Below are 25,958 nucleotides of genomic sequence, written 5' to 3'. Positions count from 1 at the left end.
GCAAAACCACCTAAAATAAACCTCGATACACCAGCATTGTGTATTTCAGCTACTCAATAATTGGGAAACTTCAGTTATAAATAATTGGCTTATTGATTACAGGTTGCTATCATGCCCCCTTCTCGTTGGCGCGCGGCGTTGTTTATTATCTGTGCGCTGGGTTCTGAAGGTTTGGCTTTTACCTTTAATTCTGTCGTTTTTGCCACCTTCTTTTGGCTGCCAGTTAGGCACGAGCTGCCGCTTACCATTGCCAATTAAATCTGCACGCCCCATGTTTTTTAACGCCTCACGCAATAATGGCCAATTTTTAGGGTCATGATAACGTAAAAAAGCCTTATGCAGCCGGCGCTGCTTTATACCTTTGGGAATGGACATATTGGAAATATCCCGCCGACTGACTTTATTCAAGGTATCTTTGCCCGAATGATACATGGCTGTGGCAATTGACATCGGCGATGGTAAAAAGGCCTGTACCTGATCAGCCCGAAAACCGTTACGCTTTAACCACAGCGCAAGATTAAGCATATCCAGGTCATCTGTACCCGGGTGTGCAGCTATAAAATAAGGAATCAGGTATTGCTCTTTCCCCGCTTCTTTAGAATATCTTTCAAACATTTTCTTGAAATTATTATAGGTTCCCATACCGGGCTTCATCATTTTAGATAAGGGGCCTTGCTCGGTGTGTTCCGGTGCAATTTTCAAATAACCACCAACATGATGCGTAACCAGCTCTTTCACATACTCAGGTGACTCGACTGCCAGATCGTAGCGCAGCCCAGAGGCAATTAATATTTTCTTGATACCCGGCAAGGCACGCGCACGTCTATATAATTTGATTAATGGCGTATGATCCGTATTCAGATTTTCACAGATTCCAGGGAAAACACAGGACGGTCTGCGACACGCCTGCTCTATTTTTTCATCTTTACATGCCAAGCGGTACATATTAGCCGTGGGGCCTCCCAGGTCAGAGATATGCCCGGTAAAATTAGGTGAGGTATCTCTAATCGCTTCAATTTCCTTGATAATGGAATCTTCTGACCGGCTTTGAATAATACGGCCTTCATGCTCGGTAATCGAACAGAACGAGCAACCACCAAAGCAACCGCGCATGATATTTACCGAATGCTGAATCATTTCAAACGCAGGAATATTAGCCTTGCCATAACGAGTATGTGGCACGCGCGAATAAGATAGGTCAAACACACCATCCATTTCGCTCATGGTCAAGGGTATCGGTGGTGGATTAACCCAGATATAGCGCTGCATATGCTTTTGTAATAAGGGTCGGGCATTACCTGGATTTGTCTCACCATGCATCACTCTTGACGCATGAGCATATTGTATGGGGTCGTCTTTGACAGTATCAAAGTCAGGCAGACGAATAACGGTCTTGGCGCGCTGCGCATTACTAATCCTAGAATTTAACGACGCTTGTCGCGGCATATCTGTTTGTTTTTCGTCACAAACAGCTTGCTCTTCCATTTGATAAGGGTCTTTAGGTTTCATGACCTTGCCAGGCATATCGATATCCGAAGAGTCTTTAACTGCCCAGCCTACTGGCACCTGTTTTACAAAGTGCACTGTGCCGCGTATGCCTTTAATATCAGCCATAGCCTCGCCCTCAGCCAGACGATGGGCAATTTCTGTAATCTGTCGCTCAGCATTGCCGTAAACCAGTAGGTCTGCCTTGGAATCAAGCAAAACTGATTTTCTAACCTTGTCCGACCAATAGTCATAATGCGCAATACGCCTTAAACTCGCCTCGATGCCGCCGATGATAATAGGCACGTCCTTATAAGCTTCGCGGCAGCGATGTGAATACACATTCACCGCTCTATCCGGTCTTTTTCCTCCTTCCCCATTGGCGGTGTACGCATCATTGGAACGTATTTTCTTATCCGCAGTATAACGATTAACCATCGAGTCCATATTTCCCCCGGTCACGCCAAAAAATAAATTAGGCCGTCCTAACTGGGTAAAATCATCCGCACTATGCCAATCGGGCTGGGAAATAATACCCACACGAAAGCCCTGAGCCTCGAGCACCCGACCAATCAAAGCCATGCCAAAACTGGGATGATCGATATACGCATCCCCAGTGACTAATACGACATCGCAACTGTCCCAACCCAGAATATCCATTTCTGTTTTACTCATTGGCAACTCTTGTGCCGTACCGAATCGTTGCGCCCAATATTTCCGGTAGGAAAATATATGTTTGGCGTCTAAAATATTCATGCTTTGATAACTCGTTTTAATTCTTTACTATTGTTTCTCTTTAAATCTTTAAGAAAGTCTATATATTCAATCTGATACTGCTCTTCAAGTAGCCTGGCGCGTAGCTTTAATGCCCGCATGGAATACTGATCGCCCCCACCTGCAAAGGCTATAGCAATAATATTGCCGCGCCCCCGCACCGGTAAAAACAGTACTTTTCCCTGAAAAACAACATCCATTTCCCAACTTATTTGCTTAAATAATTCCTTACTGGTTCCCCATAAATTTATCACCAGCAAACCTTCATCTGTTAGTAATTGCTTACATGCAGAAAATAAATTGATGCCTTGCATAGTGTCAGCCATATCAACTTCATTAAAGGCATCAATGATAATTAAATCATGTAGTTCTGATTGGTTCTCGCTTTGCCGTTTGATATAGCGCGCACCTTCACTTATTTTTACTTTTAGGCGAGGATCAAGGGGTAAAGCAAAAAAACGCTGGGCAATCTTGATAATAGCCTGGCGCAACTCTACCGCCTTTATCTGGCATTGGGGAAAATGGTAGAGCAAGTATTTGCTTAATGACCCACCTCCTACCCCGACCATTAAAACACTATCCGGCTGCTGTTTAAACAATAGCCAGACCATCATTGCCCGGACATACTTTGAGTGTAATTCGTTGGGCGCACTCAGCAACATACTGCTTTGCCTTGGATCAGTACCAAAATGCAAGGCTCTAACACCTTCAGTTTCAACGATTTCTATTAGACCTTGCTCATCAACTTCTTGATGCACCAGGAGGCCGTCATATTTGTACATCTGAAGTTTCCCAATAATTATTTATGGTAAAATTGAAACTATGCTACAACTATATGAAAAAATAGTCTTTTCATTCGTTTCAAATGCTATTGCCTAAGGGGAATTAAGTAGGGGTTTGCTATAAACATGGCAAAACCACCTAAAATAAACCTCGATACACCAGCATTGTGTATTTCAGCTACTCAATAATTGGGAAACTTCAGTTTGTACATAACAAAAAGGTTAATAAGACATCAAGCCATGGATATTTATTGCAAACTTAGAATCAGCTCATAAGTGCAACTCATTTTTAAGGGGCAGAAAGGACTAGCAAATATACAGTGCGGGCTGTATCAGCCCGGCCAAAGATGAAGAAGTTGAGTTGAGCAGCCAATGCAATATTATAACCGACACACCTGTTAACTACTACGAGCAATAGTTTAAGCTGTGCTTTCTTTGCAGGCGAATTTTCAGTTTAGAATAATTTCTCAAAATTGATTACACCCACCAGAAACAAAAAAGGCTTTTACTCGATGTTCAAGTTTTTCCATCCCATTGCCATCAAACTCTTACCTTCACCCAGCAGAACAATACTTTAATGATGCTGTTGGCCCTAAGCGCCCTAAATCTCTGCCAGTCATATGTTTTCCTGATGGCATCAGTTGAAACACATCCTTTATTAATTCACCTAACTCTTTCAGCTTATCACCAGGATCTGGAAACTCTAGCAATGACGTGATGAACTCAAGCAGTACATCCATTTGAGACTTGCGCTGTAAGCTTCCTACGGTATACGCAGGTAGTTTGCTTTCAATGCGGGCTATTTGCTCTGGGTGAAGGAGAAGGCAATGGTCAAACAAAAGACTCAGAATCAGGCCACGGCTTGACCCCTCTTCATCTAATTGTTTGGCCTCACGCCCCCATCCTTCATACGCTGTCAGCCCCGGACGGGCTGATAGTCTCCAGAAGGCGCAGGGAAATTTGCCAATCCGAAGTGCGCGATAGCGCGCGAGGGAGGCTAAAATTTTATCCCGAATAGCCGTAGAGCCATTTGTGGTAGCCATGACTGAGCTGCTTTGTGCTCAGTCTGTGGCGGACGCAGGGCGGCTGGAGCATCTCCTATTCGCTGCGTAGGTGAACGAATTACGGCGACAGGAGTCCCGGAATTTCGTGAGGTAGCATGGCGCGCCTGAAGCTTCCAGTCCTCAAAGAAAACCTCAATCAGCCATCTCAACGTATAGGCTTGAATAATATCAGGCGCGCCATGCTACCTCACGAAATTCCGGGACTCCTGTCGCCATAATTCGTTCACCTACGCAGCGGATGGGAGATGCCCTGAACGCCCTGCGTCCGCAACGACTACGCACAAAAGCCGCTTCGTCATTACTACCTCACTGGCTGGACGGCTATTCGGAATGCAATTCTTGCTCCTCTCGCGTGCTGCTAGCACACGTCGAATCAGCGAATTGCCCTGTCGCCTATCAGGGACTAAAAATCACCACTTCGCTAAGCTACGTTTCCATGATTTTCAGCGATTGTCATCCTGCATAACAGGCGGAAATAGGTGCGGTAAAAAAGTAGCAATAACACTGTATATCCAGGCAACGCCTATGCCTAGCGATACCAGGGTAAACATATTTAAACTACGATGAATAATAGATGCCCAGCCACGCTGGGAAAAGGGTAATCCACACCAGAGTACTACTGGTGTTGCCAAGACAAATTCAAACCACTGTATTTGCTGTAAGGAGATGCTTTCCGGTATTAAATCAGGTGCCATATCATGGACCATGGCTATGGCAAACACGGGGAAAGAAAGCAGTAAACTAATCCAGAAACGACGATTCATATTAATTAATTCAAAATTTTCAGAATCGTCTGTAATAGTGCGTGCTTCTAAAGCCATACCACACAAAGGACAATCCCCCGGGTGGTCTTGTTGTATTTCAGGGTGCATAGCGCAAGTGTAGCGTTAAGCATGTTCTGACATATCTGGAGTATGCCCATTTTTATGTTGATGGTGACCGTGGTTCGAATCCATAATGTTCTCCTATTACAATCAAAAATAAGCCATTATTATCATTCTTCTACAAGCTGAATCTGTCGGCGTTTCATCCACTCCTGAAACTCTAATACCAGGCTATAAATCACAGGAAAAACCAGTAAGGTCAACAATAACACCGTGAACATGCCGCCCAATACTGGTGCTGCAATTCGTTGGGTCACATCTGCGCCTGTCCCGGTACTCCACATAATGGGAATTAAGCCAATCATGGTAGAAAAAGCCGTAATAGCAACGGGGCGAACACGCAACGCAGTTGCTGACTCAACCACTACTCTGATTTCTTTCGAAGACAACAATTGTTGCTTTTGCCTGCGTAGTTTAGCCATTTCTATATCAATAAAGTTCAACACCATCACACCTGTTTCTGCTGCTGTACCCGCCAGCGCGATAAATCCGACATAGACGGCGACCGATAAATTAAAACCATAGACATACACAATCCAGATCCCTCCGATCAACCCAAAAGGAACACTGAGCATGACAATAACCGGTTCCATCATGTTACCGAAGGTGAGATAGAGTAAAAAGAAGATAAGCATCAGGGTAATAGGCACGACTATCTTTAAGCGTTTCGCCGCCCGTTCCATATATTCAAACTGACCTGACCAGGTAACAGTATAGCCAGCAGGAATTTTAACCTGTTCCGCCAATACTTTTTTTGCCTTTTCAACAAAGCCCCCAATATCAGAACTACTAATATCCACATAAATCCAGGCATTTGGGCGGGCATCTTCACTTTTAATAGAGGGGGGGCCGCGCCTTAGATTTAATTTAGCGACTAATGTTAAAGGAATCTGACTGCCTGTCGGTGTAGGGATCAACACGCGTTTTAAGCTCTCCATATTATCGCGTAGTTCACGCGGATAACGCAGGTTGACAGGGTAACGCTCCAGACCTTCGACGGTTTCGGTAATATTCATTCCACCGATAGCACTTTGTATCACATCCTGAACATCACCGACGGTTAAGCCATACCGTGCAGCCGCTTCTCGATCAATATCAAAATCCATATAATAGCCACCCACAGCTCGATCACCAAATGCAGAGGTGGTTTCAGGCAGGGTTTTCATGGCCATTTCTATTTGCTCTGACACGTTTTGTAATACATTCAAATCGGGGCCTGATACCTTAATACCAATCGGTGTTTTAATCCCCGTTGATAACATGTCAATACGCGTTTTAATCGGCATGGTCCAGGCATTTGCCACCCCCGGGAACTGAATAGCCTTATCCATTTCACTCATCAGTTGCTGCATGGTTTTATCAGGATCAGGCCATTGCTTTTTAGGTTTTAGGCGAATCGTTGTTTCCATCATGGATAATGGTGCGGCATCGGTTGCTGTCTCAGCACGTCCTACTTTACCAAAAACATGATGAACCTCTGGAAATGTTTTCAAAATCTTATCAGTTTGCTGCAATAACTCCCTGGCTTTAGTAATAGAGATGCCTGGAAAAGTTGTGGGCATATATAAAATATCCCCTTCATTTAAAGGCGGCATAAATTCGCTGCCAATTTTCGACAAAGGGTAATAGGTTGACCCTAGTAATAGCACGGCTAAAAGCAATGTGATACCGCGAAAACGCATGGCCATGTTTAAAACGGGGCTATGTAGAAAATGTAAGCCACGATTAATGGGGTTTTTATGCTCGGGAATAACTTTGCCGCGAATAAAATAGCCCAGTAATACAGGCACAACAGTCACGGTTAAAATAGCCGCCGCTCCCATCGCATACGACTTGGTAAAAGCAAGCGGGCTAAATAAACGTCCTTCTTGCGCCTGCATGGTAAAAATGGGGATAAATGAAACAGTAATAATCAGTAACGAGAAAAATAAAGCCGGCCCTACTTCACTTGAGGCTTCACGAATGGCTTGCCAGCGTTCTTCAGAAGTCAAATCCCGCTGCTTTTGCTCGCGCATCTTGGCCAAATGCTTATGCGCATTTTCGACCATGACAATAGCGCCATCGACCATGTCTCCAATCGCAATTGCGATTCCCCCTAATGACATAATATTGGCATTTAAGCCTTGAAAACGCATCACGATAAAGGCACACAAAATACCCAGCGGTAAACTGATGACAATAACTAATGACGAACGTAAATGTAATAAAAATAAGCCAACCAACACACTGACAATAATTAACTCTTGTATCAATGCGGTATTTAAGGTTTCAACTGCCCGACTAATTAAATCACTACGGTCATAAACGGGAATAATTTCAACCCCGGCGGGTAGACCTTTTTTGAGTTCTTCCAGTTTATCTTTAACGGCTTGAATGGTTGCCTTTGCATTTTCACCAAAACGCATAATAATAATCCCGGCGGCGACTTCACCCTCGCCATTTAATTCAACCAGACCACGGCGTAATTCAGGCCCTAACTGGACATGAGCAATATCCTGCAAGCGTATTGGCGTACCGTTAGCATCAACGCCAACGGGAATCGTATTTAAATCAGCGATGGAGCGAATATAGCCTAAGCCCCGTACCATATACTCCGTTTCTGCCATTTCGACCAGGCGTCCTCCCACATCATTATTGGAGCGAATAATCGCTTGTTTAACTTTAGAGAGTGGAATGTTGTAGGCTTGTAATGCATTTGGGTCGACTTCAACCTGGTATTGTTTGACAAAGCCACCGATGGAAGCCACTTCAGAGACACCTTTAACCGTTTGTAACGGATAACGTAAGTACCAATCTTGTATTGAACGTAATTCCGATAAATCATGTTTTCCGGTTTTATCAACCAAAGCGTATTCGTACACCCAGCCGACTCCCGTTGCATCGGGGCCTAAGGTGGGAGTGACACCCTTAGGTAAATCACCACTGACATAATTTAGTGATTCTAAAACACGTGAACGCGCCCAATAGAGGTCTGTGCCATCTTCAAAAATAATATAAACAAATGAAAGGCCAAAAAAAGAGTAACCCCGCACTACTTTGGAATAAGGAACAGCCAGCATCGCGGTGGTTAAAGGATAAGTCACCTGGTCTTCAACGACCTGGGGAGATTGCCCCGGGAACTCGGTAAAGACAATCACTTGCACATCTGATAAGTCTGGAATGGCATCTAGCGGCATATTTTTATAAGACCAGTACCCCCCCACGCCAAGCAAGATAGCCATAATCAGCACGATCATGCGGTTTTTAATCGAGCTTGCAATGATTGAACTAATCATTTTTTATCTCCTTGAGTGCCATGGTCCATACCTTCATGATTCATACCTTCGTTATTCTTACTTTCAGGATTGACTGAAGAATCATTGGTATCAACTGAATTCTCACCCATCACATCATTAAGCATTTTAGCCGTCGCTTCACGTAATTTTGACTCTGAGTCTATTAAGAACTGTGCTGAGGTGACAACGCTCTCCCTCGCATTAACACCTTTTAATACAATGACTTTTCCTCTTGATGCAAGACCTAAGGTTACTAGTCTAGGTTCAAACTTACCTGGCTCTCGCACGACAAAAACCTGGTTTCGCGCACCTGAACGAATCACTGCCTCAGATGGAATCACGATGGCATCCATTTGCTTGCCTGCATAAATAGTCACTTCGGCAAACATCTCTGGTTTTAATAGTAATTCCTCATTATCAAAAACCAGGCGCACTTTGATGGTGCGTGTTTTTGACTCTGCATAGGGATAGATATAAGCCAAATGTCCTTTAAAGGTTCTTCCCGGAATACCCGCCAGCTGCATTTCAACCGGATCGCCTTCTTTAACCCAGGGTAGCTCATATTCATAAATATCGGCGTAAACCCAGATCTTGCGTAAATCAGAAATCATATAGATTTCAGTGGCTGGTGTCACAAACTGGCCTTCACGCGCACCAATTTTCATCACAATGCCCCCTTCGGGAGCATGGATATGTAAACTTTTTTTAATTTTATGGCTACGTTGTAATTCGCGTAATTGATGTTCAGGAACATCCAGTAATTTCAGACGTTCACGTGAGCTTGCAACTAGTTCTTCTGCACCACGTCGAATATCTTCAATTGGACTGTTTTCCAAGGCTTTCAAATTACTCAAAGCCAGGATATATTCCTGTTGACTGGATACCAGTTGTGGAGAATAAATACTCAATAAGTCGGTATCCTTTTTCACCCACTGGCCTGTTTTATCAACATTTAAATGTTCAATCCAGCCTTCAATTTTAGGGTGCAGGTGCACCATGCGCTCTTCATCATAGGTGACTCTACCGACAGCACGTACCGTATGAGATAACGATGTTTTAACAGCCTTGGCGGTACGTACACCGATAGTCTGTATCATTGTTCCATCAATTTCTACAGTACCCGCCGGTGATTTTGTATCGCTATCATCTTCTGCGTAGACTGCAATATAATCCATTCCCATGGCATCTTTCGCTGGAGTGGGCGATGTAACGGATGGGTTCATTGGACTACGGTAGAATAGTATCTTACGTTCTTTCTGTTGATCTTCTTCCGCATAAACAGGGACATAATCCATACCCATCGAGTCCTTCATAGCAACAGCTGATGTCACAGCAGGGTTCATCGGGTTACGATAAAACAAGGGTTGCCTGGCCTGCAGTTTTTCATTAACAGGCATGTTCTTGTGTCCCAGCGGGTAAGGTGTGTTTTCAAGGATATAGTCTAGCGAACTGCCAATGCCGATACCTAAAAGTAACATCAAGATAGCGGTTAACAATACAGACTTATTCATAAATTTCTTCCTTGCCGACCACGGCAGTCAATTGTGCGAGTGCCTGATTAGCTTGCGTTAAAGCTTTCCAGTATTGGGTTTCATAGTTATAGAGTGTGATTTGGCTACGGACCAGATTTAAAAAATCGACCTTATTGACCTGATAGCCTGCCAGCATGGACGCTACGGTTTGTCTTGCCTGGGGGATAATGCCACTTTTAAATAACAAGGCCTGATTTTTAGTTTGCTGAAAATCACTATAGGCGGTGGAGATTTCAACGCGAACATTATTCCATTGATCCTGTAAAGCGTAGCGTTGTTGCATCAGTTCGCTATGACGCTGATCCACGGCTTTACTTTGTTTACTGGCGGCAAAAATAGGTACCGTCATACTCAGCTTTAAGCTCAGAAAATCAGCACGCTCTTTACCAGAAAGCGTGTCGGCACGCCCGCCATAATAAGCACCAACTTTAAAATCAGGGTAGAAGTCTTTTTCCGCCAGAGCAAGGCGTGATTGGGCTGCATGAATAGTCTCACGCCTGGAAGCTAGTAAAGCACGATAGCTTTCCGCTTGTACGAACAAGGCCGATTCTGACTGCAGGACAGGCAGGTTTTCTGCTATCTGCTTCGGGATGTTGATTTTGCGATTTGCTGGCAGATCAAGCAGAGCGTTTAATTGTGCTTTGCTTTTAGCTATCGCACCTGTCAATACGATTTCAGAATCTAATAGTTTAGATAATTCTAGTTGTGCCAATAATACATCTTGTTGCAAGCCCTCACCGACTTCATATTTGGTGCTCGCAATTTTAACGAATTGGCGTAACAGATCCTGGTTGACGATAATAATTTCTAAGGCCCGTTCCAGATAAAACAATGCCCACCAGGCCTTTTTAACATCGCGTAACAGACGAAAACGGGCTTCGGTGACATCATGTGTGGCGGCTTCTGCCTGATAAGTGGCCGCTTCTTCACGCAAGGCGAGTTTGCCGAAAAAGGGAAACGCCTGAGAAATACCGCCCTGCATCTGGGTCATATTTTCCTGACCTAGATTAAAAGTATCCACTGGTAAATTTAAGGCATTAAAACTAATCACTGGGTCAGGCAAACTGCCAAGTTGTGAGGGAATAGCCGCTAGGGCTTCGGAGCGTGCCTGAATTTGTGCCAGACTGGGGTTGTCTTGCACAGCAATATCAACGGCTGATTGCAGCGTTAATAAAGGCGCTTGTTCAGCGTTAACAATGCCGGATAAAACCAGTAGCATCAAAAATAGCGTGGTTTTGTTGGATAAAATCATAAAATCCTCTTACACAAGAGAAGAAAAAACTGGCATAACCAGAGTGTGTATGCAGAGGAATGTAATCAGCGGTAGGATGTGCTGAGGTACGAAGCGCATCCTACATATGGTATACAAATCCTCTGTTAGAGGATAGCTATTGGCGGTCTTATTTCTGAAGTTAAAACGGCGCTATAGAGTGAGGTGTCTTCAAAAATTGAAAAGTTACTAGTAGTAGCAAGATTTAGCGTAGGGGCAGAAGTGCTCACGGCATAAGACCCACACAGATGAAGCGTACAACTGCCACTGCTGTGGCAGTCCATATTCATTTGCTTAGCTTGCGAGCTATTAAGCATTATTTGATGCTCTAAAGAACTTACCACATCCATTGACTGGACGATAGACATCTTTTGATTTACAGAGTCATGAGACATATCCATCCCTGCACAATGTTCAAACGCCGATGCAATAGGCGTAATCAGCATCATCAGTATAAGTAAAATGGACAGACTCTGTTTTTTCATTTGATTCAGTTATTTATTATGTCTATTTTTAGATTAGGCTAATTGATAATCGTTGTCAATTACTATTTTCGTCATCAGTGTTCCCCTATCAATTGAGGCCGTGAAACTAACCTCGCCACAAGAGAGCTCATAAAGCACTGTAAAGACATTCCTGTTATTATTGCGTTTTGAACTGATCGAATGGTATACGAGCTGATACGAGATATTCTTGCCTGGAAAAATAATGGATTCACAAAACGATCTCGTTTTTGAGCCTGTTGCTGCCTTATCTCCAGAGCCTCGCTATATTTTTTATCCGATGGATGAATCAATTCTGGCTGTTGTGTTTTTGAAATCTCTTCAAACACGCGCATTAAATTATAGCTCATTGCAGTCAGACGCATTTGATCTTCAAGTGAGCGGGTATTGGAAGACCAAGCTTTAGTTTCCTTGAAATTACTTTTAGTGTTATTGAATGTCTTTTCAATCGTCCATCGCTTGAAATACAGCATGGCAATGGTTCCAGGGTTAATAGTCATTGGCAAGGTTGTCACAAACCGGTGAAGTTTTCCGGTTTCTGGATCACGGTAATCCACCACGTTAAATTTGATGCCCTTGTTTTCGTACACACTGTATGCTTCAACTCCTGTATTGATCTCATGCTGGGAGTCAAAAGGGATAGACTCAACCAGAGTCGCAATTGAATTTTCTTTTAGCATTGAAATCATGTAATTAGCATGTCGTTTCTGCCGATCCCACCAGACAAAGTCGGTGACGGCTTTATCGTAGACATAGAGATGTTTCTGAGAGCTGTTATTTCCCTTGTTTTGCTTTTCAATATGATCTCGTAACACAGGTATTTCTTGATGTCTCTGAGTTCCGTTTGTCACCAGACAAAGAAATCTGAGCAACCCACTTCTGAGATTCAACGCGTAAATCCCCCCCGGCCGCATAAACTTTCCCCTTGCTGTTTTTTTCAGTATGGCAGGCATGATCAATAAAATGTCCATCCGCTGCTTCTATGGTGTATTCGTCAAGTTCTGGGAATGCTTTAAGATAATCAATGCCTTGCGATAGCAGTGTTTCAGCGTGAAGATGATAGCTCTGCTGTTCAAATGCCTCAAGCATACTTGTTCGTCTATGCGACTTCAGTGATTTAAAATACGTTGAGTGGGGAAGCAGCTGGCCATAAATCTGTTCATTGGTTTGCAGGCGCGCCATGCTACCTCACGAAATTCCGGGACTCCTATCGCCATAATTCGTTCACCTACGCAGCGGATGGGAGATGCCCTGAACGCCCTGCGTCCGCAACGACTACGCACAAAAGCCGCTTCGTCATTACTACCTCACTGGCTGGACGGCTATTCGGAATGCAATTCTTGCTCCTCTCGCGTGCTGCTAGCACACGTCGAATCAGCGAATTGCCCTGTCGCCTATCAGGGACTAAAAATCACCACTTCGCTAAGCTCCGTTTCCATGATTTTCAGCGGAGGAAATGGCGGCCACTATCGACTACACTGATACAGCGTAATAACCCAAGGCGAATAAAGTCGATATCCTTCAACTCTGGGCATGAACGAGCCCACAAAGGATGACGCTCTGCTAACAGGGCACGTTCCATACTTTCATTGCAGTGTTGGTGAATATGTTCAGAGAGTGGTAGGTCTTTAAGCATGGGTGATATCCGTTTATGAGGTGATTAAAACGGAAAATTTTTTCGGCAATTGCAAGCTTTATTTGAAATTATTTGTTGTTCTTTTACGGTGCCTACAGAGTGTCTATTTGCTGTTATAAGTGATTAAAATCAAAAATATGGAAATATTCGAGTGGTGCTACCTTCAGGTAGGTTATAGGCTGCTTTGTTTAGGTACTTCTTCTTTCAATGGGAACACTGATGATTTTCGTTTGAAAAAGTTATTGTCTGATTCTGCACATGGAGTATAAAAACAAGTATTTATACTTCCTGAACTGAAGTTTCCCAATTATTGAGTAGCTGAAATACACAATGCTGGTGTATCAAGGTTTATTTTAGGTGGTTTTGCCATGTTTATAGCAAACCCCTACTTAATTCCCCTTAGGCAATAGCATTTGAAACGAATGAAAAGACTATTTTTTTCATATAGTTGTAGCATAGTTTCAATCTTACCATAAATAATTATTGGGAAACTTCAGTTCAGGTTTAATTAATTTTTTATTTTTGATAACAATTTTCTTTGACCTTTAACTGATTCTTGTTATCATTTAAAAAATGAAACGAATGAGTATTTATTTTTTAGCATTTTTGACGTTCTGGGTGTCTACCTGGATGGTGACGGATATCCATGACTGGTCTATAGCCAGTGCGGATCAAGCTCACCCTGTTTTCTCTGCGCAACAAACTCAGCTCGTTTCTGATGATCATACGCCAACTCAAGATCATCAACCACATTGTGGTGTTTGTATTTATGACCATGGCGGACATATGGGACAAACACTTGCAAGCAGTGATTTTGTAGCAAAAAGTCTTGTTATACAAAAAGCTATCAATTCCCCCCTCCCTGCTGATTTCTGGTATTCCAGAAATACCTTACCTAAGTTACGACCTCCTATTGCCTGAACGTTTTGGCGTTTGGTAAAGGAGTAGGATGCGCTGAGGTACGAAGCGCATCAAATATAAGCACACTTGCGTATCAACGATACGCACACCTGCACATCATTGATGCGCTTCGTGCCTCAGCACATCCTACACTAACCTTTATCTAACGCCGCCCTATTTCATTTCTCAAGTATGACTTGAGGTTTTGTTATCAGTTCAGGAGGTTCAATGAACCCACGAGTAAAAAATAGTTCTTACGCGCGTGCGATAGTCTCGCTCACGGCGGTAGGATTTTGTTTATCCTTTTCTCAAGCTTATGCAGAAACAGTCGTTAATGGCTCTCAGCATCAGCTTAGCTTACAATCGCCCGATATAACGGCACAGCGCCCTATTACTTTAGTGCCTATTAAAGAGCCAACGGCTCAACTGGTGTTAGCACAAGCACTGGCACAGGTATTAACGGGTAACCCTAAACTTGCGGCATTTTCTCAGGAAACCCGCGCCCGCGAAGCAGCGACCCTACAAGCCACTCTGTTACCCAACCCGAAGTTTCGCGTGCAAGCCCAAAATTTCGGCAATAACAAGTTTAAAGGAGCCGATGGCGATGCAATTACCATCGTATTAAGTCAATTAGTTGAATTAGGTGGCAAGCGCGCTGCCAGAACCGAAGTCGCTATATTAAATCATGAACTGGCTAATTGGGATTATGAAACGCAACGCATTAATGTTTTAACTCAGGTCACACAGGCTTATATTGAAGTGCTTGCGGCTCAGCAGCGCCTGCATTTAGCAGGGCAATTACTGGATTTAGCCAGAAAAATGGTTGATATTTCGACGGCAAAGGTTCGCTCAGGAAGCGTGGCACCACTGGAAGAAACTAAAGCAAAAGTAATCAAGGCTTCTGCTCAGATAGATCTGCAACGTACCCAGAAACAATTACTGGCCAGTCGCCAGCGCCTGGCCAGCACTTGGGGAAGCACGGAGGCATTATTCCAGTCTGCACTGGGTGACTTGGAAGATATTCAGCCCCCCCCTGAATTACAGGATTTAATCCAGCGCATTCAAGAAAATCCCGATCTAGCGCGATGGGCAACGGAAATTAATCAGCGCCAGGCATTCATCAGTATGGAGAAATCCAAAGCAATTCCAGACATCACCTTTAATTTTGGCACTAATACCTATCTGGATGGGCATGATTACAATATGAATGCCGGATTTTCCATGCCGCTGCCTTTATTTGACCGTAATCAGGGCAGTATTCTTGCTGCACAACGGCGCTTGAACAAAGCAGAGGATGAGCGTAGAAATGCCGAAATCAATACCATGACAGCGCTCAATGTCGTTTATCAGCAACTCCATTCAGCTTATGTAGAAGTCACAACTTTACGCAACGATGTCATACCCGGCGCAGAAAGCGCTTTTAAAGTGGCAAGCCGTGGTTACCGTTTAGGTGAATACGATTTTCTGCAAGTGCTCGATGCCCAGCGCACACTTGTCGGTGTAAAAACACAATATATACAGGCTCAAACAGATTATCACCTGAATGTTGCCAGAATTGAACGATTAATCGGTGGAAGTCTCAACCCATCGTCTATAACAATGAGCGAGGACATCCAATGAAGCGAGTCACTACAAAATTAATAGCCTGTGTTTTTTCCCTATGCATTTTTTTATCTGTACCGCCTTTCGCTTTTGCCGAGGAACATGGACATGAGCATGGGGAACACGAAAACCATGAGGAACATGAAGACCATGAAGAACCTGAGCTCAATTTTTCTGCCGCTCAATTGCAAGAGTTCGATATAAAACTGGCTCAGACAAAATCAGGAGTCATTAATAAAACCCTGAGTTTAACCGGAGAAGTCATTGTTGCACCTGAACGTTTGTTTCATATTGTCCCGCGTGTTTCAGGCGTGGTACGCCAGGTATTTAAACATTTAGGTGATAAGGTGATTGCAGGCGACCTTTTGGCGACACTTTCCAGTCGTGAACTGGCAAATGCCAAAGCGGAATTTGTCGCTGCAGAAAGTCGATTACAGCTGGCTAATACCAATCTAAAACGTGAGCGGGATTTGTACAAAGGCAACATCACGGCAAAGCGAAACTATCTGTCAGCCCAGCAAGTTCAGGCTGAAATGTCGATTAAACGTAAAGCGGCCGAACAGCGGCTATTGGCTATCGGGTTGACTAAAAAATCTATTCTTGCTGTGCTGCAGCATGCCGATAAAGACCTGACTTTATATGAATTACGCGCACCTGCAGAGGGTGTTATTATTGAAAAACATGCCGTTCAAGGTGAAGTACTTACGACCAATACCCGTAGCTTTACAATCGCGGATTTATCTCAAGTCTGGGTAAACCTAACGGTTTATCAAAAAGACTTATCCTTTATTCATCAAGGGCAACAAGTTTTAATCAGTACGCGCTTTGGCGTAACGGACAAACAAACGGTCGCAAAGAGTGATATCAGCTGGTTAAGCCCTACATTAAATGAAAAAACTCGTAGCGCAATGGCCGGAGTGGTCATTGACAACCCTAGTGGTTATTGGCGGCCTGGGTTATTTGTTAATGCTAAGGTGGCTATCGCACAAAAACAGGCTGACATTGTGATTCCTTTAACCGCACTGCAAACCATTGACGGACAAACCAGTGTTTTTATACAACATGATGATGGCGGCTTTGAACCTCAAGCGGTACAAATTGGACGCCAGGATTTTCTACAAGTAGAAATTATCCAGGGCTTAAAACCTGGGCAAACCTATGTCAGCCAGAATGCTTTTTCTTTGAAAGCACAATTGCAGAAAGGTGAATTTGGCGAAGGCCACAGCCACTAATATACCTAACAAAGTAGGATGTGCTGAGGTACGAAGCGCATCAATGATGTACAAATATGCATATATTTGATGCGCTTCCTATCGTCAGCACATCCTACACTAGGGTCAGACAAAATGTTTTTTCCTTGAAAGCACAGTTGCAGAAAGGTGAATTTGGCGAAAGCCACAACCACTAATATACCTAACAAAGTAGGATGATGAGGTACGAAGCGCATCAACTATGTACAAATGTGCATATATTTGATGCGCTTCCTATCGTCAGCACATCCTACACAAAACTCCCTTTGGAGATTTTATGATCAATCAAATAATTAATTTATCTTTACGCAGTCGGCTGTTAATACTGGTACTTGCCGTTGTGGTAGTTGCAACGGGCTATCGAAGTTATCAGGGTTTACCCGTCGATGCCTTTCCTGATGTCTCACCTAATCTGGTACAAATATTCACCATTACTGAAGGTCTGGCACCTGAAGAAATTGAAATGTACGTCACATACCCCGTTGAAGCTGCCATGACCGGCTTACCGGGTATAGAGAAAATCCGTTCAGTGTCGAATTTCGGCTTATCAGTAGTCAATCTCTATTTTGATGATGATGTCAGTATTTACTTTGCCAGGCAACTGGTGGGCGAACGCTTACAGGAAGCCCGGAATCAGATTCCCGCCAGTTTTGGTGAGCCATCCATGGGACCTATCTCAACCGGGATGGGTCTGGTACTGTTTTATTATCTAAAAGATGATACCCATAAATATACACTGGAAGACCTGCGTAGCATGCAGGACTGGGTTGTTAAATTCAATTTGCAAACAGTACGTGGAGTCACGGAAGTACTGGGTATTGGTGGGTTTGAAAAGCAATTTCATGTAGTGGTACAACCCGATGCATTATTACGCTATCAAGTTACCTTAAATGAGTTAATCGAGCGTGTACGTGCTAATAACCTTAATGTCGGCGCTCAATATCTGGAAAAAAACAATGAACAATTTATTATTCGCTCAGTAGGTTTGGCAAAAGGTATACCCGATATTGAAAATATTGTGGTAAAAACCGTTGATGGGCGTCCCATTTATTTATCGGAACTGGCGGAAATAAAAATTGGCGGAGCGATTAGACGCGGACTACAGACTCGTAATGGTGAAGGTGAAGTGGTTGCCGGTATGGCCATTAAATTATATGGCACCAATGCCTCTACGGTGATAGAGCGAGTTGAACAAAAAATACAAGAGATCAATCGAACTTTGCCCAAAGGGGTCAGTATCGTCCCCTATTATCAACAGAAAGATATTGTTGAAGGAGCTGTTAATACTGTCAGTAGTGCTTTGATACAGGGTATTATTCTGGTTGCCTTGGTGTTATTGGTGTTTATGGGCGGTTTTCGCCCTAGTATAGTGGTTGCTCTTGCCATTCCCTTTTCGGTGATGTTTGCATTTATCGCCATGGGTTTATTGGGCATGTCGGCTAATTTAATGTCATTAGGCGGACTAGCGATTGCCATTGGTATGATGGTCGATGGCACGATTGTAATGGTCGAGAATGTAGACCGTTTATTGCGCGAATCAAAGCCAGATGAATCACGTTTACATGTCGTGGGGAGAGCCTGCCGTGAAGTAGGAAAACCCATTTTATTTGCCATTGCCATTATCATTATCGTTTTTTTACCTTTGTTTACTTTGGAGGGTGTGGAAGGTAAAACCTTTAGACCTCTGGCTTATACGGTAGCATTAGCCATGCTGGGTTCTTTGATTTATGCACTATTTCTGGCTCCTGTCTTATCTGACGTATTAATGCGACGCAATTCAACAAAGGATGGGAAACCAGGGTTGGATGAGCGTATTCTCAATGCTTTGCTAAAACCGTATCGACCTTTGGTTGAATACTTTGTCAATAATCGAAAAATTGCAGTTGCATTATCAGCTGGACTATTATTATTGGGTATGGTGATTTTTCCTTTTCTAGGCTCTGAATTTACCCCGAAACTACAGGAAGGCACTATTGTAGTGCGTTTGACCATGGCTCCCTCAATATCCATCAATGAAAGTAAACGCAATACCTTGATTGTGGAAAGACGCTTGTTAAAGATTCCTGAGGTGATCGAAGTCACTAGTCGAATTGGGCGAGGCGAAGTAGGTGCTCATGCAGATCCTATTAATTCAGCGGAAATGTATATCATCCTTAAAGATAAGGATGAATGGCGAGATCCGGGAAATCAAGGACTTATCGAAAATGGAATTCGAAAAATTGTGGCTGATTTACCGGGTATTACCGCGAATTTAACCCAGCCGATTGAAATGACTGTGGATGAGCTAATGGAAGGCGTTAGGGCGGAACTGGCCGTTAAATTATTTGGTGATAATTTAGCACAGCTTAAAACTAAAGCCGATGAAATCGCCGCTGTGATTAAAAAGGTTGAGGGTGCGGCTGATGTTCAGGTTGACCAGGTTTCTGGTACACCACAGCTGGTTATCACACCAGATCGCCTTGCCATTGCCCGTTATGGTCTTAATTTAATTGATGTGCAAGAGGTTATTAGTGGTGCTATTGGAGGTATAACTGCAGGGCAAGTCTTTGAAGGCATACGTCGTTTTGATATTCTCGTGCGTTATCAAAAGCAAGACCGAGATAGTATCGAAGCAATTCGTAATTTATTGATCAGTGGACCAGATGGGATCAGTGTTCCATTGGTTCAAATTGCCCGCATTGAGGAAATAGTAGGCCCTAGACAAATCACCAGGGAAAATAACCAACGCTTTATCAGTATTCAAGCCAATGTGATTGATCGGGATATAGTGTCGTTTGTTGAAGAGGCTCAACAGGTGATTGATAGTGAAATTAAATTGCCACCTGGTTATTTCACTACCTGGGGCGGACAGTTCCGTTTGCAACAGGAAGCGAATAAACGTCTGGCGATAGTGATTCCAGTGACTTTGGTCATTATTTCATTATTGTTGTTCAGCAGTTTTGGGTCGGTTAAAAATGCGGCGTTGATTTTACTCAATATTCCATTAGCGCTAGTTGGTGGAGTGATTGCCTTGTGGCTCAGCGGACAAAACCTTTCTGTTCCTGCATCGGTAGGTTTTATTGCCTTGTTTGGTATTACGCTGGAAAATGGCATGGTGTTAATGACTTATTTAAATCAACTGGTTAAAGATGGAATTCCTATTGATGAAGCCTCCATTAAAGGCGCTTGTTTAAGAGTGAGGCCTGTTTTAATGACCACGGTAACCACCGCATTAGGACTGATTCCATTATTGCTGGCATCCGGCACCGGATCTGAGGTGCAAAAACCTTTAGCAACCGTGGTTGTTGGAGGTCTGGTGACTTCGACCTTTCTGACTTTACTGGTGATTCCTGCCTTGTATAAATGGTTTGTATCATCTGATAAATAAATTGATGCACTTCCTATCGTCAGCACATCCTACGGCGGTGGTAATACCACAACCATTAAATACCCCCTTTGTAGGATGTGCTGAGGGACGAAGCGCATCAAATTAAATATTTAAAATTAAGCGTAAATATTATGAAACAAGTTATTGCCTATACTGAAGTTTCCCAATAATTATTTATGGTAAAATTAAAACTATGCTACAACTATATGAAAAAAATAGTCTTTTCATTCGTTTCAAATGCTATTGCCTAAGGGGAATTAAGTAGGGGTTTGCTATAAACATGGCAAAACCACCTAAAATAAACCTCGATACACCAGCATTGTGTATTTCAGCTACTCAATAATTGGGAAACTTCAGTTTAAAAATTGCGATCTGTCTGTTTGATCTGATAAACCAGAAAGTTACTACAACGCAGAATACGGACAAAAAGAGCAGCAGTTCTGGATGATAAGTGTCTCCATCTCCCTCATCAGTGTTCCCCTATCAATTGAGGCCGTGAAACTAACCTCGCCACAAGAGAGCTCATAAAGCACTGTAAAGACATTCCTGTTATTATTGCGTTTTGAACTGCCCGAATGGTATACGAGCTGATACGAGATATTCTTGCCTGGAAAAATAATGGATTCACAAAACGATCTCGTTTTTGAGCCTGTTGCTGCCTTATCTCCAGAGCCTCGCTATATTTTTTATCCGATGGATGAATCAATTCTGGCTGTTGTGTTTTTGAAATCTCTTCAAACACGCGCATTAAATTATAGCTCATTGCAGTCAGGCGCATTTGATTTTCAAGTGAGCGGGTATTGGAAGACCAAGCTTTAGTTTCCTTGAAATTACTTTTACTCGATGTTCAAGTTTTTCCATCCCATTGCCATCAAACTCTTACCTTCACCCAGTAGAACAATACTTTAATGATGCTGTTGGCCCTAAGCGCCCTAAATCTCTGCCAATCATATGTTTTCCTGATGGCATCAGTTGAAACACATCCTTTATTAATTCACCTAACTCTTTCAGCTTATCACCAGGATCTGGAAACTCTAGCAATGACGTGATGAACTCAAGCAGTACATCCACAGGCGCGCCATGCTACCTCACGAAATTCCGGGACTCCTGTCGCCGTAATTCGTTCACCTACGCAGCGAATAGGAGATGCTCCAGCCGCCCTGCGTCCGCCACAGACTGAGCACAAAGCAGCTCAGTCATGGCTACCACAAATGGCTCTACGGCTATTCGGGATAAAATTTTAGCCTCCCTCGCGCGCTATCGCGCACTTCGGATTGGCAAATTTCCCTGCGCCTTCTGGAGACTATCAGCCCGTCCGGGGCTGACAGCGTTTGAGACTTGCGCTGTAAGCTTCCTACGGTATACTCAGGTAGTTTGCTTTCAATGCGGGCTATTTGCTCTGGGTGAAGGAGAAGGCAATGGTCAAACAAAAGACTCAGAATCAGGCCACGGCTTGATCCCTCTTCATCTAATTGTTTGGCCTCACGCCCCCATCCTTCATAAAGCTTCCAGTCCTCAAAGAAAACCTCAATCAGCCATCTCAACGTATAGGCTTGAATAATATCTTGTGTGCGCCAAGTCAGGTCTGTCGCCACTAAATAGCGATAGTCGTTTTCACCGTCATATTTTAAGGCAATGACAAAGCGTTTTTTACTGTGAGAACTCACCTTTAATCGTGCACTGCTGACAGTCACTTTAATCTCTTTGCCGCCACGTACACGTATTATCTGATCAATGCCTTTGTTAATCGAATTAAAGTAGCTCTCGACTGACCTTATTCTACCTCTATATTCAATATTTTGGTTTTTACGTAATTGGCTAATCACCTGCGAGCCTCCAGATTCTTTAGCGGCTTCGTCCATAAAGGCTTTTTCACCATACAGCGCATCAGCCAGTACGCCTTTAATTTTAATCAGGCTATGCGCAACTTTAAACTCTTTTAATAAGCCTAATGCAATCTCTGTTTTGGTCGGGTAGGCACTGTCACGTTCAGGCTTAATAGGCCGATCTTTTTTTGCTATACCGCTCTTTTTCAACCGTTTATCTTCTTTATCCCACTGCTTTAAGGCTGGATCCGGCATATAAAAGAAAAAACCGACAGGCACTGTAATGGATGAGGTAACTAGCAGCAATAATACTATCGTTTGTCCATTAACATACCCGCCGGAGCCTTTGTGTTTCTGCTTGTAAACCTTATAAATACGTTTTGTAGACTTAGATCGTGCTCGGTCTGATTCATCAAAGGCCAACACACCTTCAGTAATGCCATAACGTTTTAAAATTAAGACCACACTCAACCGTAGCAACCAGTCCCAGGGTATACTTGCTTTACGAAACACCCAGGATAATGCGGCTACTTTGCAATCTCCAAGGCTTGCTCGCTCAAACTTAGCCCAGCAAACAGAGTTCATTAGCAGTATGCACGTTAAACAAGTGCCCAACCAAGCGGCTTGAATCCGTGTCAAAGCGGCTCCGGGTTTTAGCTGATTGAGCGCATCATTTAAATCGTCAATATAGCTTTGGATAAAGGTGGCTGGGGCATTCATTAACATGGGCTTACACCGATAAAATTACAACAACCTCAGAATACCTGATTTTACCTTCTCAATATCAAAAACTTGAACATCGAGTTTTAGTGTTATTGAATGTCTTTTCAATCGTCCATCGCTTGAAATACAGCATAGCAATGGTTCCAGGGTTAATGGTCATTGGCAAGGTTGTCACAAACCGGTGAAGTTTTCCGGTTTCTGGATCACGGTAATCCACCACGTTAAATTTGATGCCCTTGTTTTCGTACACACTGTATGCTTCAACCCCTGTATTGATCTCATGGCGGGAGTCAAAAGGGATAGACTCAACCAGAGTCGCAATTGAATTTTCTTTTAGCATTGAAATCATGTAATTAGCATGTCGTTTCTGCCGATCCCACCAGACAAAGTCGGTGACGGCTTTATCGTAGACATAGAGATGTTTCTGAGAGCTGTTATTTCCCTTGTTTTGCTTTTCAATATGATCTCGTAACACAGGTATTTCTTGATGCCTCTGAGTTCCGTTTGTCACCAGACAAAGAAATCTGAGCAACCCACTTCTGAGATTCAACGCGTAAATCCCCCCCGGCCGCATAAACTTTCCCCTTGCTGTTTTTTTCAGTATGGCAGGCATGATCAATAAAATGTCCATCCGCTGCTTCTATGGTGTATTCGTCAAGTTCTGGGAATGCTTTAAGATAATCAATGCCTTGTGATAGCAGTGTTTCAGCGTGAAGATGATAGCTCTGCTGTTCAAATGCCTCAAGCATACTTGTTCGTCTATGCGACTTCAGTGATTTAAAATACGTTGAGTGGGGAAGCAGCTGGCCATAAATCTGTTCATTGGTTTGGAGGAAATGGCTACCACTATCGACTACACTGATACAGCGTAATAACCCAAGGCGAATAAAGTCGATATCCTTCAACTCTGGGCATGAACGAGCCCACAAAGGATGACGCTCTGCTAACAGGGCACGTTCCATACCCCCCCCGTGTCAGGATAGTTTTCGCCTTATTTGAAAAATAATAACTCAAACAAGGGGCGGAAAAATAAAACCATGACAACTCAATACCCAAAAGAAAGAAAAGATGCCATCATTAACAAAATGCTTCCCCCCTTAAATACGAGCGTACCTGAATTAGCTAAGGCCGAAAATATTCCTTACGGAACGCTGTATACGTGGAAGCAAACTTATGTTGATAAGAAGTGCAAAAACACTAAAAACACAAGCCATTCTCCTATACAGTGGACATCCGAGAAAAAATTATCAGCCATTATAGAAACAAGTACCCTGAGCGAGCAAGAGTGTAATGAATATTGTCGTACACATGGGCTTTATAAAGCTGAACTTGAGTCCTGGAAGACCCATTTTATTAAAGGATCAGAGCAAAACGTGACGCAAGAAAAAACAGATAAAAACGTATTAAAACAATTACGTAGTGAAAACAAAAAATTAAAGTCGGGGAGTCGCTATTTTTGCGAAAGCTTGTTTTGGGCATCCCAGCCCAAGCAAGCAGCAAAAACTTAACGCGACCACTTATGCCTCCGGCGGCCCCGATTCGTCCTCGTCACCTCGTCCCGACCCAACAAGGGGTCGGAACATAGGCTCCAAATGACTTGACGCCGTGTCGGATGGCCTTTTATTTTGTCTCCACCTTCGCTAACGCTCAGACTCCGACAAAACAACGGCCCTACGGCTATCGCGGACTAAAAATCTTCACTTCGCTAAAGCTCCGTTTCCCTGATTTTCAGCGAAAGAGCTTAATCGCAAAGAGAAAGCACTTGCAGAAACAGCGGCCTTATTGGTGCTTAGAAAAAAGCTGGATGCGCTCTGGGAGGAAAACGAGGACGCTTAATTCCTCACTCAGAGCGCGTAAATTATGTCACATGGATCAATGAAGCCATTGGACAAGGTGCCAGAAAGGGCAAAGCCTGTGATATTGTTGGTATCAGCATTCGTACCTTACAAAACTGGCAAGTTAACGGAGGAGTAGAGGCCGATAGAAGGTCGGATGCCATACGCCCATCTCCTAATAATAAATTAAGCGAATATGAGCAACTTGCTATTTTAATGACCTGTAATGAGGACGAGTATGCCAATTTACCACCGAGTCAAATCGTCCCTATCCTGGCAGACAAAGGCATCTACATTGCCTCCGAATCATCATTTTATCGAGTGTTGCATAAAGCAGAACAAGTCACACATAGAGGGCGGGCTAAAGAGCGCAAAAACACCTCCAAACCAACGAGTTATATCGCAGAAAAAGCGAACCAGGTATGGACGTGGGATATCAGCTACATGCCAACACCCATCGTGGGTCAGTTCTACTATTTATATATGATAGAGGACATTTATAGCCGAAAAATAGTCGGGGCTGAAGTGTATGAACAAGAAAGTGGCGAAGATGCCGCTACACTACTTGAGCGTAGCCTATTAAAGGAAAAAATGATGTATAACCCATTGGTGCTCCATTCTGATAATGGCGCACCAATGAAATCACTCACCTTGCGCAGCAAAATGTATGATTTAAACTTAACCAGCTCATACAGCCGCCCACGAGTGAGTAATGACAACCCTTATTCTGAAGCTTTGTTTAGAACGGTAAAGTATTGTCCTGACTGGCCTGGCAGTGGCTTTGATAGTCTTGATGAAGCCCGGGAATGGGTAGGTAACTTTGTCGAATGGTATAACAACGAGCACCGGCACAGCAAAATAAAATTCGTCACACCTGCGGAACAACATGAAGGAAAAGACAAAAATATTCTTGAAATGCGAGATAAATTATATCTCCAGAAGAAAAAAGAAAAAAAAGAAAAACCTTCCAGATGGTCTGGCTCAACCAGAAACTGGGATGCTACAGGGCCAGTTTCATTAAATCCTGACAGGACTGATGAAGCGGCTTAAATAATTTAGGCGAAAACTATCTTGAAAAACACCGATACTTTCATTGCAGTGTTGGTGAATATGTTCAGAGAGTGGTAGGTCTTTAAGCATGGGTGATATCCGTTTATGAGGTGATTAAAACGGAAATTTTTAGAAAACTTTTTTCGGCAATTGCAAGCTTTATTTGAAATTATTTGTTGTTTTTTTTACGGTGCCTACAG

Annotated in this window: 26 protein-coding genes and 2 pseudogenes; 9 read left to right on the top strand and 19 right to left on the bottom strand. The window is 43.3% G+C overall.

Going from position 1 to position 25,958, the window contains the following annotated elements:
• Window positions 1-96: 96 nt before the first annotated feature.
• The 3 genes from K6984_RS03880 to K6984_RS03870 form a co-directional block, all read right to left on the bottom strand.
• Window positions 97-2,241 carry a YgiQ family radical SAM protein gene (locus K6984_RS03880; RefSeq protein WP_221894308.1) on the bottom strand — a complete coding sequence of 715 codons (2,145 nt, stop codon included), beginning with the start codon at window positions 2,239-2,241 and terminating at the stop codon, window positions 97-99.
• The gene (locus K6984_RS03875) at window positions 2,238-3,017 is read right to left on the bottom strand and encodes a spermine/spermidine synthase domain-containing protein (RefSeq protein WP_230987882.1); all 780 of its coding nucleotides are present in this window, start codon (window positions 3,015-3,017) and stop codon (window positions 2,238-2,240) included. The genes K6984_RS03880 and K6984_RS03875 overlap by 4 nt, the downstream gene beginning before the upstream one ends.
• Before the next feature lie 578 nt (window positions 3,018-3,595).
• Entirely contained in the window at window positions 3,596-4,084 is a 489-nt protein-coding gene (locus tag K6984_RS03870; protein ID WP_221894306.1) for a hypothetical protein, read from the bottom strand.
• Window positions 4,085-4,343: 259 nt separating this feature from the next.
• Between K6984_RS03870 and K6984_RS03865 the strand changes: the two genes are divergently transcribed.
• Window positions 4,344-4,571: a hypothetical protein gene (locus K6984_RS03865; protein ID WP_221894305.1), complete on the top strand. Its 228-nt coding sequence runs from the start codon at window positions 4,344-4,346 to the stop codon at window positions 4,569-4,571.
• Here K6984_RS03865 and K6984_RS03860 read toward each other — a convergent pair.
• The 8 genes and pseudogenes from K6984_RS03860 to K6984_RS03825 form a co-directional block, all read right to left on the bottom strand.
• Window positions 4,549-4,980, bottom strand: a pseudogene (locus K6984_RS03860) (heavy metal-binding domain-containing protein); the annotation flags it as partial. The gene K6984_RS03865 and the pseudogene K6984_RS03860 sit on opposite strands and share 23 nt — an antisense overlap.
• 119 nt (window positions 4,981-5,099) lie before the next feature.
• A complete protein-coding gene (locus K6984_RS03855) occupies window positions 5,100-8,264 on the bottom strand; it encodes an efflux RND transporter permease subunit (protein WP_221894303.1) in 3,165 nt (1,054 codons plus the stop codon).
• The gene (locus K6984_RS03850) at window positions 8,261-9,775 is read right to left on the bottom strand and encodes an efflux RND transporter periplasmic adaptor subunit (RefSeq protein WP_221894302.1); all 1,515 of its coding nucleotides are present in this window, start codon (window positions 9,773-9,775) and stop codon (window positions 8,261-8,263) included. Before K6984_RS03850 ends, K6984_RS03855 begins: the two co-directional genes overlap by 4 nt.
• Window positions 9,768-11,015, bottom strand: coding sequence for a TolC family protein (locus tag K6984_RS03845; RefSeq protein WP_230987902.1), 1,248 nt, complete (start codon window positions 11,013-11,015; stop codon window positions 9,768-9,770). Before K6984_RS03845 ends, K6984_RS03850 begins: the two co-directional genes overlap by 8 nt.
• Before the next feature lie 158 nt (window positions 11,016-11,173).
• The gene (locus K6984_RS03840) at window positions 11,174-11,551 is read right to left on the bottom strand and encodes a hypothetical protein (protein WP_221894300.1); all 378 of its coding nucleotides are present in this window, start codon (window positions 11,549-11,551) and stop codon (window positions 11,174-11,176) included.
• A gap of 74 nt (window positions 11,552-11,625) precedes the next feature.
• Entirely contained in the window at window positions 11,626-12,483 is an 858-nt protein-coding gene (locus K6984_RS03835; protein ID WP_221894299.1) for a transposase, read from the bottom strand.
• The gene (locus K6984_RS03830; protein WP_221894298.1) at window positions 12,365-12,751 is read right to left on the bottom strand and encodes a hypothetical protein; all 387 of its coding nucleotides are present in this window, start codon (window positions 12,749-12,751) and stop codon (window positions 12,365-12,367) included. The genes K6984_RS03835 and K6984_RS03830 overlap by 119 nt, the downstream gene beginning before the upstream one ends.
• On the bottom strand, window positions 12,679-12,852 hold the full coding sequence (locus K6984_RS03825; protein ID WP_221894297.1) for a hypothetical protein: 174 nt from the start codon (window positions 12,850-12,852) through the stop codon (window positions 12,679-12,681). Before K6984_RS03825 ends, K6984_RS03830 begins: the two co-directional genes overlap by 73 nt.
• On the opposite strand from K6984_RS03825, the gene K6984_RS03820 reads away from it, so the two are divergent.
• Window positions 12,809-13,051, top strand: a complete 243-nt coding sequence (locus tag K6984_RS03820) for a hypothetical protein (RefSeq protein WP_221894296.1) — start codon at window positions 12,809-12,811, stop codon at window positions 13,049-13,051. The genes K6984_RS03825 and K6984_RS03820 overlap by 44 nt on opposite strands.
• Here K6984_RS03820 and K6984_RS03815 read toward each other — a convergent pair.
• Entirely contained in the window at window positions 13,014-13,205 is a 192-nt protein-coding gene (locus tag K6984_RS03815) for a hypothetical protein (protein ID WP_221894295.1), read from the bottom strand. The two genes, K6984_RS03820 and K6984_RS03815, sit on opposite strands and share 38 nt — an antisense overlap.
• A gap of 582 nt (window positions 13,206-13,787) precedes the next feature.
• On the opposite strand from K6984_RS03815, the gene K6984_RS03810 reads away from it, so the two are divergent.
• From K6984_RS03810 to K6984_RS03795, 4 genes are all read left to right on the top strand, one after another.
• Window positions 13,788-14,126: a hypothetical protein gene (locus K6984_RS03810; protein WP_221894294.1), complete on the top strand. Its 339-nt coding sequence runs from the start codon at window positions 13,788-13,790 to the stop codon at window positions 14,124-14,126.
• 207 nt (window positions 14,127-14,333) lie between these two features.
• Complete coding sequence (locus K6984_RS03805) at window positions 14,334-15,725, top strand: TolC family protein (protein WP_221894293.1); 1,392 nt, start codon at window positions 14,334-14,336, stop codon at window positions 15,723-15,725.
• Window positions 15,722-16,939 carry an efflux RND transporter periplasmic adaptor subunit gene (locus K6984_RS03800; RefSeq protein ID WP_221894292.1) on the top strand — a complete coding sequence of 406 codons (1,218 nt, stop codon included), beginning with the start codon at window positions 15,722-15,724 and terminating at the stop codon, window positions 16,937-16,939. Before K6984_RS03805 ends, K6984_RS03800 begins: the two co-directional genes overlap by 4 nt.
• Before the next feature lie 295 nt (window positions 16,940-17,234).
• The gene (locus K6984_RS03795) at window positions 17,235-20,324 is read left to right on the top strand and encodes an efflux RND transporter permease subunit (protein ID WP_230987881.1); all 3,090 of its coding nucleotides are present in this window, start codon (window positions 17,235-17,237) and stop codon (window positions 20,322-20,324) included.
• Between the two features lie 469 nt (window positions 20,325-20,793).
• Here K6984_RS03795 and K6984_RS03790 read toward each other — a convergent pair whose 3' ends face one another.
• From K6984_RS03790 to K6984_RS03770, 6 genes are all read right to left on the bottom strand, one after another.
• Window positions 20,794-21,102, bottom strand: coding sequence for a hypothetical protein (locus K6984_RS03790; protein WP_221894087.1), 309 nt, complete (start codon window positions 21,100-21,102; stop codon window positions 20,794-20,796).
• A 107-nt stretch (window positions 21,103-21,209) separates the two neighbouring features.
• Window positions 21,210-21,395: a hypothetical protein gene (locus K6984_RS03785; RefSeq protein WP_221894291.1), complete on the bottom strand. Its 186-nt coding sequence runs from the start codon at window positions 21,393-21,395 to the stop codon at window positions 21,210-21,212.
• Window positions 21,379-21,510 carry a hypothetical protein gene (locus K6984_RS32475; RefSeq protein WP_263458646.1) on the bottom strand — a complete coding sequence of 44 codons (132 nt, stop codon included), beginning with the start codon at window positions 21,508-21,510 and terminating at the stop codon, window positions 21,379-21,381. The genes K6984_RS03785 and K6984_RS32475 overlap by 17 nt, the downstream gene beginning before the upstream one ends.
• A 37-nt stretch (window positions 21,511-21,547) precedes the next feature.
• On the bottom strand, window positions 21,548-22,876 hold the full coding sequence (locus K6984_RS03780; protein ID WP_221894290.1) for a transposase: 1,329 nt from the start codon (window positions 22,874-22,876) through the stop codon (window positions 21,548-21,550).
• Window positions 22,877-22,934: 58 nt separating this feature from the next.
• Window positions 22,935-23,447: a transposase gene (locus K6984_RS03775; RefSeq protein ID WP_221894289.1), complete on the bottom strand. Its 513-nt coding sequence runs from the start codon at window positions 23,445-23,447 to the stop codon at window positions 22,935-22,937.
• Window positions 23,329-23,835 carry a hypothetical protein gene (locus K6984_RS03770; protein WP_221894288.1) on the bottom strand — a complete coding sequence of 169 codons (507 nt, stop codon included), beginning with the start codon at window positions 23,833-23,835 and terminating at the stop codon, window positions 23,329-23,331. The genes K6984_RS03775 and K6984_RS03770 overlap by 119 nt, the downstream gene beginning before the upstream one ends.
• Before the next feature lie 33 nt (window positions 23,836-23,868).
• Here K6984_RS03770 and K6984_RS03765 point away from each other — a divergent pair, with 33 nt between their 5' ends.
• From K6984_RS03765 to K6984_RS03755, 3 genes and pseudogenes are all read left to right on the top strand, one after another.
• Window positions 23,869-24,381 carry a transposase gene (locus K6984_RS03765; protein WP_221894287.1) on the top strand — a complete coding sequence of 171 codons (513 nt, stop codon included), beginning with the start codon at window positions 23,869-23,871 and terminating at the stop codon, window positions 24,379-24,381.
• Window positions 24,330-24,458, top strand: coding sequence for a hypothetical protein (locus tag K6984_RS32470; protein WP_263458596.1), 129 nt, complete (start codon window positions 24,330-24,332; stop codon window positions 24,456-24,458). Before K6984_RS03765 ends, K6984_RS32470 begins: the two co-directional genes overlap by 52 nt.
• A 149-nt stretch (window positions 24,459-24,607) precedes the next feature.
• Window positions 24,608-25,758: pseudogene (locus tag K6984_RS03755) on the top strand (IS3 family transposase); the annotation flags it as partial.
• On the opposite strand, the gene K6984_RS32465 reads toward K6984_RS03755, so the two are convergent.
• Window positions 25,726-25,848, bottom strand: a complete 123-nt coding sequence (locus K6984_RS32465; RefSeq protein WP_263458645.1) for a hypothetical protein — start codon at window positions 25,846-25,848, stop codon at window positions 25,726-25,728. The pseudogene K6984_RS03755 and the gene K6984_RS32465 sit on opposite strands and share 33 nt — an antisense overlap.
• Window positions 25,849-25,958: the final 110 nt, after the last annotated feature.

This window comes from Bathymodiolus japonicus methanotrophic gill symbiont (assembly GCF_019721995.1).
GTDB lineage: Bacteria > Pseudomonadota > Gammaproteobacteria > Methylococcales > Methylomonadaceae > Methyloprofundus.
Note: the sequence above shows the minus strand (reverse complement) of the source record. Positions and strands in the feature narration are given on the sequence as shown.